Annotated in this window: 14 protein-coding genes and 1 pseudogene; 3 read left to right on the forward strand and 12 right to left on the reverse strand. The window is 64.7% G+C overall.

The window, feature by feature from the left end; genetic code table 11:
- From AX735_RS08690 to AX735_RS08700, 3 genes and pseudogenes are all read right to left on the reverse strand, one after another.
- Positions 1–229, reverse strand: a pseudogene (locus AX735_RS08690) (bestrophin family protein); the annotation flags it as partial.
- A gap of 90 nt (positions 230–319) precedes the next feature.
- Entirely contained in the window at positions 320–1,087 is a 768-nt protein-coding gene (locus tag AX735_RS08695; protein ID WP_066278648.1) for an alpha/beta fold hydrolase, read from the reverse strand.
- On the reverse strand, positions 1,084–1,734 hold the full coding sequence (locus tag AX735_RS08700) for a 2-hydroxychromene-2-carboxylate isomerase (protein WP_066278651.1): 651 nt from the start codon (positions 1,732–1,734) through the stop codon (positions 1,084–1,086). Before AX735_RS08700 ends, AX735_RS08695 begins: the two co-directional genes overlap by 4 nt.
- Before the next feature lie 93 nt (positions 1,735–1,827).
- Here AX735_RS08700 and AX735_RS08705 point away from each other — a divergent pair, with 93 nt between their 5' ends.
- Genes AX735_RS08705 through AX735_RS08715 form a run of 3 tightly spaced genes read left to right on the forward strand, consistent with a single transcriptional unit; the run spans position 1,828 to position 4,963 of the window.
- Entirely contained in the window at positions 1,828–2,262 is a 435-nt protein-coding gene (locus AX735_RS08705) for a MarR family winged helix-turn-helix transcriptional regulator (protein ID WP_066278653.1), read from the forward strand.
- The gene (locus AX735_RS08710) at positions 2,255–3,367 is read left to right on the forward strand and encodes an HlyD family secretion protein (RefSeq protein WP_231750068.1); all 1,113 of its coding nucleotides are present in this window, start codon (positions 2,255–2,257) and stop codon (positions 3,365–3,367) included. The genes AX735_RS08705 and AX735_RS08710 overlap by 8 nt, the downstream gene beginning before the upstream one ends.
- Positions 3,368–3,373: 6 nt before the next feature.
- Complete coding sequence (locus AX735_RS08715) at positions 3,374–4,963, forward strand: DHA2 family efflux MFS transporter permease subunit (protein WP_066278656.1); 1,590 nt, start codon at positions 3,374–3,376, stop codon at positions 4,961–4,963.
- A 42-nt stretch (positions 4,964–5,005) separates the two neighbouring features.
- On the opposite strand, the gene AX735_RS08720 is transcribed toward AX735_RS08715, so the two are convergent.
- From AX735_RS08720 to AX735_RS08760, 9 genes are all read right to left on the reverse strand, one after another.
- A complete protein-coding gene (locus AX735_RS08720; protein ID WP_023836467.1) occupies positions 5,006–6,031 on the reverse strand; it encodes an aspartate-semialdehyde dehydrogenase in 1,026 nt (341 codons plus the stop codon).
- A 150-nt stretch (positions 6,032–6,181) separates the two neighbouring features.
- A complete protein-coding gene (locus tag AX735_RS08725) occupies positions 6,182–8,035 on the reverse strand; it encodes a tetratricopeptide repeat protein (RefSeq protein WP_082751016.1) in 1,854 nt (617 codons plus the stop codon).
- 94 nt (positions 8,036–8,129) lie between these two features.
- Positions 8,130–8,519: a 50S ribosomal protein L19 gene (rplS, locus tag AX735_RS08730; protein WP_066278664.1), complete on the reverse strand. Its 390-nt coding sequence runs from the start codon at positions 8,517–8,519 to the stop codon at positions 8,130–8,132.
- Positions 8,520–8,529: 10 nt separating this feature from the next.
- On the reverse strand, positions 8,530–9,261 hold the full coding sequence (gene trmD / locus AX735_RS08735) for a tRNA (guanosine(37)-N1)-methyltransferase TrmD (RefSeq protein ID WP_066278667.1): 732 nt from the start codon (positions 9,259–9,261) through the stop codon (positions 8,530–8,532).
- Positions 9,258–9,641, reverse strand: a complete 384-nt coding sequence (locus AX735_RS08740) for a type II toxin-antitoxin system VapC family toxin (protein ID WP_066278670.1) — start codon at positions 9,639–9,641, stop codon at positions 9,258–9,260. Before AX735_RS08740 ends, trmD begins: the two co-directional genes overlap by 4 nt.
- On the reverse strand, positions 9,638–9,892 hold the full coding sequence (locus AX735_RS08745; RefSeq protein ID WP_066278673.1) for an AbrB/MazE/SpoVT family DNA-binding domain-containing protein: 255 nt from the start codon (positions 9,890–9,892) through the stop codon (positions 9,638–9,640). Before AX735_RS08745 ends, AX735_RS08740 begins: the two co-directional genes overlap by 4 nt.
- Positions 9,893–9,923: 31 nt before the next feature.
- Positions 9,924–10,397, reverse strand: coding sequence for a ribosome maturation factor RimM (gene rimM / locus AX735_RS08750; RefSeq protein WP_066278679.1), 474 nt, complete (start codon positions 10,395–10,397; stop codon positions 9,924–9,926).
- Positions 10,398–10,447: 50 nt separating this feature from the next.
- A complete protein-coding gene (rpsP, locus tag AX735_RS08755; RefSeq protein WP_060977137.1) occupies positions 10,448–10,876 on the reverse strand; it encodes a 30S ribosomal protein S16 in 429 nt (142 codons plus the stop codon).
- Positions 10,877–10,915: 39 nt separating this feature from the next.
- The coding region (locus tag AX735_RS08760; RefSeq protein WP_066278683.1) for a nucleotide-binding protein at positions 10,916–12,123 on the reverse strand (1,208 nt) is incomplete at its 5' end.

The following is a 12,123-nucleotide window of genomic DNA, read 5'->3' on the forward strand; positions in this document are numbered from 1 at the left end:
GCCCCCACAGCACCCGCCCCTCCCACCAGCGGGCATAGGCGGCGTTGTCCCTGAACCCCAGGAACAGCGCCAGCGCCGAGCCGAAAATGGTCAACGGCAGGCCCGGTGCCTTGAACGGCAGGAAATAGTAGACCACCGTTACCACCACATCCCAGACAAACAGCACGCTGAGCGGCTTCCAGACTTCCTGAAGGATGCGCGTGGCGCTGGGCGTCGAGGGGATGATCATGCGGTGGCCGTTCGAAATCTGGAGGATCGATCGGCAGCACTACCGCTGAGACTAACATTTGTTGCACCCGGCGGGGTGCAGGGGCGCAGATCAGTCCGCCAGGAACGCGATGATCTCGTCAGCCAGCGCCGGTTCGAGCACGCTCGACATGTGCGTGCCCTTGATCTCGCGATAGGTCGCATGTTTCAGCTGGCGGGCCAGCTCGGGCGCGGAGCCATTGTCCTGGTCGTCCGCGCCGCAGACCACCAGCACCGGCACGTCGCGCGCGACCAGCGCATCGGTATCGACCACGCCGAAACTGTCGAGCAGCAGGCGCGCCGCCACCGGATCGATGCCTTGGGTCTTCATGAAGGCGACCGCCATGAAATGCGGATCGCCGCGCTTGACCTCGTCGCGCCGGTCGATCGCGGTGACGAAGAAATCGCGCCGCCGCCCCCATCCGGTCAGCCCTTCCCAGCCCATGCCCGCCATGATCGCCTTGCGCGGTGTCACCCCGCTGGCGAGCAACTTCGCCGTCGTCCGCGCGCCGAGCGAAAAGCCGCCCAGATCGAAATCATCGAGCCCCAAAGTGTCGATCAGGAACAGCGCATCATCGACCAGCACATCATGCGGATAGGCTGCCGGATCATGCGGCGCACCGCTCTGCCCGTGCGCGCGTAGGTCGGGCATGATCACGCGATAGCCCGCCGCCGCGATCCTGCCGGCATGACCGAACTTGATCCAGTTGGTCTCCGCGCTGGAAAACAGCCCGTGCAGCAACAGCAACGGACGCCCCTCCCCCGTTTCGTGCACGGCAAGCTCGGTGCCGTCGAAGGAGCGGATGCGGGTGGTGGTGATGCTGGTGGCTGTAGCGGTCATCCCCGCTCTTTAAGGCCTGCCTGTTCCATGCGCCAGATGGCAAGTCCGATGCGGTCCTGGCCGAAAAAGGGTTCGCCCTGGAACACCAGGGTCGGCACGCCCCAGTGCCCGGCCATTTCGAGCGCTTCCTGATTGGCGGCGAGTTCGGCATCTAGCGCTTCGGCATCGGAAACCGCGATCGCGTCGAGCTCGGCGAGGTCGAGCCCCGCGCGTTCGGCGGCGTGCTTGAGGTGATCGCCCTCGTGCCAGTTTGCGGTGCCGCCCCAGATGAGCTGCGACACCTCGTCGCAAAAGGCGAGGCTCTTGCCCTTGCGCGCGGCGGCCTGGCCCATGCGGGTGATGCGATAGATATAGGGCTGGTCCGCCGCGATCGTCCGGGTCGCCATGTCCTGCACGATCGGATCGGGATTGGGCGGGAAGAACGGAATGCCCAGATATTGCGACAGGCGGAACACGTCGGTCAGCGTGTAGCGCAGCCAGCCGGGATGATTGCGCTCGAAGAATGTCGGCTCGCGCACCGCCAGCGGATAGACCGGGCGCAAATTGAGCTGCACGTCATACTGCGCCTCCATCGCGCGATAGCGGCGCATCGCAAGATAGCTATAGGGCGAGCGGAACGACCAGAAGATATCGGCTGTGAGTGTCATGTCACACAGACTGCCAAAAGATTGCGTTTGGCGCAAATGGAATTGTGCTGACTGCACTTCCATATAATGTCATATGCTATTATATCGCATGCCATGACAGACTCGGTTGGCTTTCTCCTCAACGATACCGCGCGGCTCTACCGCCGCACGCTCGATGGCATGTTGCGTGACCTCGGCATGACCAGCCTGCAATGGCGCACGGTCGCGCGGCTCAAGCGCGAACCGGGCATGCGGCAGAGCGAACTCGCCGATCTGCTCGAGGTCGAGCCGATCACCCTGTCGCGCATGATCGACCGGCTGGCCGATAGCGGCATGGTCTGTCGCAAGCCCGACCCCAATGACCGGCGCGCCTGGAACCTGTATCTCACCGACAAGACCGACGGACTGATCCGCCAGCTGGAAGTCGAAGCCAGGCGGGTCGAGGACCTGGCCTTTGCCGGGCTCAGCGAAGACGAACGCCAGATGCTCGCCGGGCTGGTCGAGCGCGTCCGCGCCAATCTTTCGCGCAAGGAGGCCGTCGATGCTTGACCGCGACGAACGCATATCGGTGAGCGAGGACATGATGGAAGTCGAACCGCCTCAGGGCGCACCCTCTCCCTTACCCGTCCAGCAACCGGCGGCGGAAAAGGCTCCGCGCAAGTGGCTGAAGCGGGCGGTGATGATCTCGGTCCCGCTCGCGCTGGCGGTGGCGGGCGGCTATTACTGGCTTTCGGGCGGGCGCTATGTCTCGACCGACAATGCCTATGTGCAGCAGGACAAGGTGGCGGTGACCTCCGAGGTCGGCGGGCCCATCATCGACGTACGCGTGCGCGAGAACATGGCGGTCAAGGCGGGCGACGTGCTGTTCCGCATCGATCCGCAGCCCTATGAACTCGCGGTGCGCCAAGCCGATGCCGATATCGCCGGGGCCGAAGTCTCGGTCGCGACGCTCGCCAGCGAGGCGCGCTCGACCGGCGTCGGCATTGCGGCGGCGCAGGATGCGATCGATTATGCCAGCATCGATCTGGAGCGGCAGCAGGCGCTGATGGCGCGCGGCTTTACCACCAAGGCGCGGCTCGACGAGGCCGAACGCCGCGTCCAGATGGCGCGCGAGCAATTGCGCGCGGCGCAGGCCGATGCCGCCGATGCCCGCGCGAAGCTGGCGACCGGCAGCGCCGTTCCTGGCATCAATCCCGCGATCGCGCAGGCGCGCGTGCGGCGCGACACCGCCGCGCTCAACCTCGCCCGCACCGTCATCCGCGCGCCGGTCAGCGGCCGCGTCGTCCAGGCCGATCGGCTGCAAAAGGGCCAGGCGATGGTCGTCGGGCTGCCCGCGCTGACGCTGGTGGTCGATGACCGCAGCTGGATCGAGGCCAATTTCAAGGAAACCGATCTCGATCACATGCGCGTCGGCCAGCCTGCCGAGGTGACGCTCGATGCCTATCCCGAGCTCAAGCTCACCGGACGGGTCGAAAGCATCGGCGCGGGCACAGGCGCGGAATTCTCGGTGCTGCCCGCGCAGAATGCGACCGGCAACTGGGTCAAGGTGACGCAGCGCGTGCCAGTGCGCATCCGGCTCGACAAGCCCGCCGATCGCCGCCTGATCGCAGGGCTCTCCGCCGAGGTCACGATCGATACCGGCGAGCGCAAGTAACCGGCGATGGCCAGCCGCGCCGCCCCTGCCCCCGCACGCCATGCCGCACCGCCGCCAGCCGCGCCTGCGGGCGATGTCGCCACGCTTCCCGTCAAGCACCACGGCCTGCTGACGCTGGCGGTGATGATGGCGTCGATCATGCAGATTCTCGACACCACCATCGCCAATGTCGCGCTGCCGCACATGGAATCGAGCCTGGGCGCGACATCCGAAACGGTGACCTGGGCGCTGACCAGCTATCTCGTAGCTTCCGCCATCGCGATCCCGATCACTGGCTGGCTGGCCGAGCGCATCGGGTCACGCAACCTGTTCATCTGGGCGGTGATCGCCTTCACGGCGTCCTCGCTGCTCTGCGGCGCGGCGACGGGCCTAGGCGAGATGGTTCTGTTCCGCGCTTTTCAGGGGATCAGCGCCGCGTTCATCGGCCCGCTGTCGCAGACCGTGCTGATGGACATCAACCCGCCCAGCAAGCAGGCCAAGGCCATGGCGCTGTGGGGCATGGGCATCATGGTCGGGCCGATCATGGGGCCGGTGATCGGCGGCTGGCTGACCGAGAATTACAACTGGCGCTGGGTGTTCCTGATCAACGTGCCACTGGGCATCGTCACGGTCATCCTGATGCTGTGGCTGTTGCCCAGCCGCCCGAAGACCGACCGGCGCTTCGACCTGTTCGGCTTCTCGATGCTGGCGCTGGGCCTGGCCAGCCTGCAGGTGATGCTCGACCGCGGCACCCAGCTCGACTGGCTGGACAGCACCGAAATCCTGGTCGAAGGCGCCATTGCCATCGGCTGTCTGTGGATGTTCGCGGTCCATATGGCCTGGGGCAGGCAACCGCTGTTCGACCGATCGCTGCTGGGCAATCCCAACATGTCCGCCGCCCTGCTGTTCATGCTGGTGGTCGGCATGGTGATGTTCGCCAGCATGGCGCTGCTGCCACCGATGCTGCAGCAGCTGTTCGGCTATACCGTGCTCGACACCGGCCTGCTGCTCGCGCCGCGCGGCTTCGGCATTCTCGTATCAATGGCGATTGCCGGCCGCCTGGTGACGAAAATCGACCCGCGCTATCTGATGGTCACCGGTGCCGCGATCTCGACCTATTCGCTGTACATGATGACCGGCTGGTCACTCGAGATGAGCTGGCAGCCGATGGTCGTCGCCGGATTGGTCCAGGGTCTGGGCATGGGGCTGGTGTTCATTCCGCTCAACATGACCGCGTTCGCCACCCTGCAGCCGCGCCATCGCACCGACGGGGCCAGCCTGCTCAACCTCTCGCGCAGCATCGGCGCATCGGTCGGCATCTCGGCCATGACCGCGCTGCTCGGCCGCAACATCCAGGTCAGCCACAGCGATCTTGCTTCGCATATCACCGACAGCTCGCTGTCGACGATCGATTCCAGTGTTGCCGAGCGGCTTGGTTCGGTCGGCGATGCGGCGATGGTGGCGATCAACGGCGAGGTGAACCGCCAGGCTGCGATGATCGCCTATATCGACGACTTCCACGCGATGATGATCGTCAACCTCATCGCCATCCCGCTGCTGCTGCTGCTCAAACGGCCGCCTGGCACGGCGAGCGCGCCGGTGCATATCGGGGAGTGAGGCTGCGGGACGGAAGGCGCATGGCCTGCCGTCCCGGCATCGTCAGCCCTTCTTGAGATGCCTGCGACCGAGCAGTTCGGCGATCTGCACCGCATTGAGCGCGGCACCCTTGCGAAGGTTGTCCGACACGCACCAGAGCGAAATGCCGTTCTCGACAGTGCTGTCATCGCGCACTCGGCTGATATAGGTCGCGCCATCGCCGACGCATTCGACCGGGGTGACGTATCCGCCGTCCTCGCGCTTGTCGACCAGCATGATGCCGGGCGCCTCGCGCAGGATCTTCTGCGCATCCTCGGCGGACAGCTCGTTCTCGAACTCGATATTAACCGCTTCCGAATGGCCGACGAACACCGGAACGCGCACGCAGGTCGCGGTCAACTTGATCTTGGGATCGAGGATCTTCTTGGTCTCGACCACCATCTTCCACTCTTCCTTGGTCGAACCATCGTCCAGGAACACGTCGATATGCGGAATGATGTTGAACGCGATCTGCTTGGTGAACTTCTTAGGCTCGGCGCTGTCGCCGACAAAGATGTTGCGCGACTGCTCGAACAGTTCGTCCATGCCTTCCTTGCCCGCGCCCGACACCGACTGATAGGTGGCGACGACGACGCGCTTGATGGTCGCGGCATCGTGCAGCGGCTTCAGCGCAACGACCAGCTGCGCGGTCGAGCAATTGGGGTTGGCAATGATGTTGCGCTGCGTATAGCCGTCGATCGCATCGGGGTTCACTTCGGGCACGATCAGCGGCACGTCGGGCTCCATGCGGTAGAGCGACGAATTGTCGATCACCACACAGCCCTGCGAGGCGGCCTTGGGCGCATAGATCTTGGTCGCGGCCGAGCCTGCGGCGAACAGCGCGATGTCCCAGCCGGTGAAATCGAAATGCTCGATATTCTGGACTTTGAGCATCTTGCCGGTTTCGCCGAACTCGATCATCGATCCCGTCGAGCGCGGCGAGGCGACCGCCGCAATCTCGGCAATCGGAAACTCGCGCTCTGCCAGGATGGCGAGCATTTCGCGACCGACATTTCCGGTCGCGCCGACAACGGCAACACGATAACCCACTTGATCTAACCTCCAGTGCAAATGCACCGGCGCGCCTAGCCCGTTACCCCCGGCAATACAAGCCGCGAGTGATCCGCATGCGACAGTCTGTGGCCAACTATTTCAAATTGGCGGTTACGCGTGCAACTAAATGACGCCACGCACGAAAAATCACACCAGAATATTGTTCATCGAAAGCACCGCTTGGGGCATCGCATCAAATGCTACGGTCATGCGATGGTCGGCGCTCTCGAACGGCAGCGTGCCGTGCCACAGATAGCTGGGGAAGATCACCAGACGTCCTTCGGCAGGTGCGACTATCCTGCGGGGTGCGAGATCCAGCCCGAACACGCTGTCGGGGACGCCGAACTGCAGCGCGCCCGCATTGTCGTCGCCGCGCGCGACTTCGGGCGGCAGGCTGATATAGCAAGCCGAGCTCAGCCAGCCCGCCGGATGGATATGGCTGACATGAAAGCCCTCGCTCGCCAGCCGCACCGACCAGGACCCGGCAAAGCGGATATCGTCGCCCATCCGTCCAAGGAAGGGATGATCCATGTCGAAGGACAGGTTTGCAAGCTGGCTGACAATCGCGTGATGGATCGATTGCTTGAGCCCCTGGATCGCGGGATGGCGCTTCTGGAACAGCAGGCCGCGCGTCTGCGTGCCGCCGCGAAGCGTCTGTTCCGCCGGATGCAGCTGCGTGGTGTGCAGCGCCTCGAGCACCGGCCTGAGATCGGCCAGGAAGCTCGCGATATCGCTCCAGCCCTCGGGAGCAGCGAGATCGACCGGCATCACGAACCGATCGTAATCGGCCAGCCAGGCTTCGCGCGGATCCCCCAGCAGCCGCCAGATGATCGTCAGCAACGACCAGGCGGACTGGTCGTCGCGGTTAAGCCGCGACGCTTCCAGGGCATGGACCTCAGCGGTTTTCGCGTCGCCTTGGGCCAGCAGCACATGCGCCAGGTTGAGCTGCGCACTATGGCTGTCCGGATGCGCGGCAACCAGCGCTTCCAGCCGGGGCTTTGCCGCTTGCCAGTCGCGCGCGGCAATATCGGCGGTGGCGCGCAGGAACAGCATGTCGGGCGTATCGCCGAACCTCGCCAGCGCCTCGTCGGCCCAGGCCCGCATCTGATCGACTTCGCCCAGTGCCTTGGCGGTCGCGATCGCAGACAGCCATAGCGGCCTGGATTCGGGCCGGTCACCCAGCGACGCCCGATAGCCGTTCAACGCCAGCGCACTGCCCCCTGTCAGCTGAGGCAGAAGCCGGGCGAAGGTCTCGTGCGCATCGAGAAACTCTGGGAAGCGGGCGATGACATCGCGATACTGGTCGATCGCCGCGTCATAACGGCCCAGCTCAGCCAGGAGATGCGCGCGCAACGTGTGGGTCTCGGGCAGGTCGATCCGGTGCCGCAGCGCCGCTTCCACCGCCGCCAGCGCTTCCTCGTGCCGATCGGTCTCACGCAAGGACACCGCCAGATTGTGCAGCGCGCGCCGGTCGTTCGACTTGGCACCGAGCACCGCGCGAAAGCCTTCGACCGCCGCATCATGGTCGCCGCGCGCCTGCGCCAGGGTGGCGCGCAACGAGGGCAGCCGGGCATCGTCCGGCTTGACCTTGGCCAGGTTGACCAGCGCCTGCTCGGCCAGGTCGTGCTCGCCGGTCCGGATCGCCAGCACGGCCATGTCATGCCACGCGTCGACATAGCCCGGTGCAAGGGCCGCCGCGCGATCGACCGCGCGCAGCGCCTCGGCAGGATTGCCCTGGGCGTCCAGCACTTCGGCATAGAGCTTCCACAGCTGCGGAATCATCGCGTCGGTCTCGATTGCCGTAGCCAGCGCCCGGCGGGCATCGTCGAGCCTGCCCAGCGCGCGATCGATCAGCGCGCGCACGAACAGGCAATCGGGATGCGCCTGGTCGGCGGGCGGCAGGCCGTAAAAGGTCAGCCGGGCGGCAGCGGCATCGCCCGCCTTGAGTTGCGCCATGGCGCGGGGAATGATCTGCTGTGCGGGTCCGGGAGGTAGTGCCATGGCGCATCCCTGCGCAAAGCTGCGCCCGAGCGCAACGAAAAAGGGCGGCCCTGCGGACCGCCCTCTTGCCTGTGTCAGACCTGTCTGAAAAGGTTCAGCCCTCGGCCGAATCCTTGGCCGGACGGTTGTCGCGACGCTCGGCGATGCGGGCGCGCTTGCCGGTCAGGCCGCGCAGATAATAGAGCTTCGCACGACGCACGACACCGCGACGGACGACGGTGATCGAATCGATGTTCGGCGAATAGAGCGGGAACACGCGCTCGACGCCTTCACCGAACGAGATCTTGCGCACGGTGAAGTTGGAGCCCAGGCCCCGGTTCGAGCGTGCGATGCACACGCCTTCGTAATTCTGGACGCGGGTGCGGTCGCCTTCGACCACGCGCACGCCGACGCGAACGGTATCGCCAGCCCGGAAATCGGGGATGGACTTCTTCGACTTGAATTCCTCGATAGCTTCCGCTTCGAGCGTCTGGATAAGGTTCATCGACCTGTCCTCATGTTTTTCGCCGCGCACCAGAGGGCGACCGATCCGGAGTGCCCCCATGGCGCTCCCAAAGATCCGGCCGCCTTAGCCGTGTGATCTCCGCGGCCTGGGCTTCGCGCCAGGCCCGGATTTTCGCGTGATCCCCCGATCGCAGCACTTCGGGGATCGCACGCCCTTCCCATATCTGAGGTCGGGTGTAGTGCGGATATTCGAGCAAACCGTTCTCGAACGATTCTTCGTCTCCGCTGGAAGACGCGCCCATTACATCGGGCAATAGCCGAACGCAAGCGTCAAGCAGCACCAAAGCCCCGGTTTCTCCGCCCGAAAGCACGTAATCGCCGATCGAAATCTCCTCGATCGGGCGCGCCTCGAACAATCGCTGGTCGAATCCTTCGAATCGCCCGCAAAGGATCGTCACGCCCGGCCCTGCCGCGAGCTGACGTACGCGCGCCTGGGTGAGCGGCGCGCCGCGCGGCGTCATCGCGATCACGGGGGCTTGCGGGGAGCGCTCGAGCGCGTGATCGACAGCGCTGGCGAGCACATCGGCGCGCAGCACCATCCCTGCCCCGCCGCCGGCTGGCGTATCGTCGACACTGCGGTGCTTGTCGGTCGCGAAGTCGCGGATCTGGATGGCATCGAGCGACCACCGCCCTTCGCTGAGCGCGCGCCCGGCGAGGCTATGACCCAGCGGCCCGGGGAACATCTCGGGATAGAGCGTGAGGACTTGGGCGGCGAAGGTCATTGGGTCCAGTTCTCGACCTTCAGGCCGGGAATATCGGCGAAATCGCCTTCGTTGTTGGTCACGACGGTTGCGCCGATGCTCAGCGCATGCGCGGCCAGCAGCCGGTCGAAACGGGCGCGCTTGAAAGGCAGCTGTGCATAGGCTCGAGCGGCTGCCTCATCGAAGGGCTGAATGGGCACCGCTGCCACAAATGCTGCCAATGCTTGCGGGGTCGGGGGTTTCCCCATCGCCATTCCTAAAACTATTTCGGCGTAGCTGATCGCTGACAAACCTATAGATCCTGGGCTCAACTGCGCCAATCTTTGGCGGAGCGGGGGGTGCTGGCCCGTCGTGGCAAATATCGCGGAATCGGAATCAATCAGATACTCGATCTGGCTCATGATTTGGTTTCACTGGGCCGAGGATCGAAATCTTCCCTGGGCGAAGGCACATGAACCATTGGGGCAGCCTTGCCCCAAAAGCTGCTCACATCAATCTTGGCAGTCGTTAGAGGGATGGGCTCGATCGTCAGCTTCCCGTCCTCATCGGTAACCGTCCATTCCCGGTCCGGCTCGATGCCCAGCGCGGCAGGCATGCGGATCGCGACGGAGTTGCCCGACTTGAAGCTCTTTGCGCGATATTCCTTGCCCATCAGAGCCTCCTGTATATACGTGGTGTATATACTATTCCGCCCAGACCGGGTCAATGACGACGCGGGAATCGTCGATCTCGCCGGCGATCACCGGCACCATGAAGCTCTTGCCGTCGTCGCGGACGATATCGAGCACATCGCCCGCGCCGAAATTCTCGACCGCCTGCACCTTGCCGAGCGGCTGGCCGCTTTCGGACACCACGGGCAATCCGATCAGATCGGCATGATAATATTCGTCCTCGCCCAGCGGCGGGAGCGCGGAACGGGGAACGGTGAGTTCGGTGCCGCGCGCGGCTTCTGCCGCGTTGCGGTCTGCGATCTCGGCAAAGCGCGCGATGCCGAGGTCCTTTTGCGGGCGCAGCGACTTGAGCGTCAGCGCGCCGTTGTTGAAGCTCTTGTGCGCCTTCAGCGCATCGAGCCCCGAGCCGAAGAGCTTCACGCGCACCTCGCCGGTCACGCCATGCGCGCCGACGATCACGGCCAGGGTGATGGGGCGATCAGACATTGCAGAACCGGAACCGGAGTGGTCGTACAGGACCACTCCGGCTCAGTCGATCAGCCTTCAGCCTGTTCGGCAGCAGCTTCTTCGGCCGGAGCTTCTTCAGCAGCCGGAGCTTCGGCAGCGGCCTTGGCGGCTTCTTCGGCTTCAGCCAGCTTGGCCGCCTTTTCCTCGGCGCGTTCCTTGGCCTTTTCGCCCGGCTCGCCCTTCTTCGGGTTCACGGTTGCCTTGCGCTCCTTGAGGCCGGCGGCATCGAGGAAACGGGCAACACGATCGGTGGGCTGCGCGCCGACCGACAGCCAGTGCTTGGCGCGCTCTTCGTTGATCTTCACGCGCTCGCCAGAATCCTTGGCGAGCAGCGGGTTGTAGGTGCCGATCTGCTCAAGATACTTGCCGTCGCGGGGCGCGCGGCTGTTGGCGACGACGATCTTGTAATAGGGGCGCTTCTTGGAACCGCCGCGCGACAGACGCATGGAAATCGACATTGTAGAACCTTACCTTTCTGATGAACTTGAAAAACGAAATCACTTCTTCTTGTTGAAATTCTGGAAACCGGGAGGAAGCCCGCCGGGAAGACCCGGAAGCCCGCCGGCAATGCCCTTGCCGCCACCGCCGCCGAGCAGCCCGGCAATGTCGTCCTCGGTCGGCATCTTGCCGCCGCCAAGGCCACCCATGCCGCCGTCTCCGCCACCACCGCCGCCACCGAACATGGCGGCGAGGCCCTTCAGTCCGCCCATCTTGCGGATCTTCTTCATCGCGCCTTCCATCTCCTGGTGCATCTTGATCACCCGGTTGACGTCCTGCACGGTGGTGCCCGATCCCTTGGCGATGCGGATCTTGCGCTTGGCGTTGAGCAGGCCGGGCTTCTCGCGCTCCTTGGGCGTCATCGATCCGATGATCGCGTCCATGTGCACCAGCACCTTGTCCTCGATGCCGCTCGCCTGCATCGCTGCCTTGGCCTTTTTCATGCCCGGCATCATGCCCGCCAGCGCGCCGAGGCCGCCCATCTTGGTCATCTGCCGCAACTGGGTGCGCAGGTCGTTCATGTCGAACTGACCCTTGGCCATCTTGGCGGCGAGCTTGTCGGCGTCTTCCTTCTCGACCGTCGCCGCCGCCTTCTCGACCAGGCTGACGACATCGCCCATGCCCAGGATGCGGCCCGCGACACGGCCCGGATGGAACGGCTCGATCGCGTCCATCTTCTCGCCCATGCCGACGAACTTGATCGGACGGCCGGTGACGGCCCGCATCGAGAGCGCCGCACCGCCGCGCGCATCGCCATCCATGCGGGTGAGCACCACGCCCGTCAGCGGCACCTGATCCGAGAAGTTCTGGGCGACGTTGACCGCGTCCTGACCGGTGAGCGAGTCGACGACGAGCAGGATTTCCTTGGGCGTCGCCTCGGCAGCCACCGCCTTCATCTCGTCCATCAGCTGCTGGTCGACATGCAGACGGCCCGCGGTATCGAGCATCACGACGTCGAACGACTGCAACTTGGCCGATTGCAGCGCGCGCCGCGCGATATCGACCGGCATCTGGCCCGCGACGATCGGCAGTGTGGCGACATTGATCTGCTCGCCCAGCACCTTGAGCTGTTCCTGCGCCGCCGGACGCTGCACGTCGAGCGAGGCCATCATGACCTTCTTGCCGCGCTTTTCCTTGAGCAGCTTGGCGATCTTGGCGGTGCTGGTGGTCTTGCCCGATCCCTGCAGACCGACCATCATGATGACGG

The sequence above is a fragment of the Blastomonas sp. CCH1-A6 genome (genome assembly GCF_001556365.1).
Lineage (GTDB): Bacteria > Pseudomonadota > Alphaproteobacteria > Sphingomonadales > Sphingomonadaceae > Blastomonas > Blastomonas ursincola.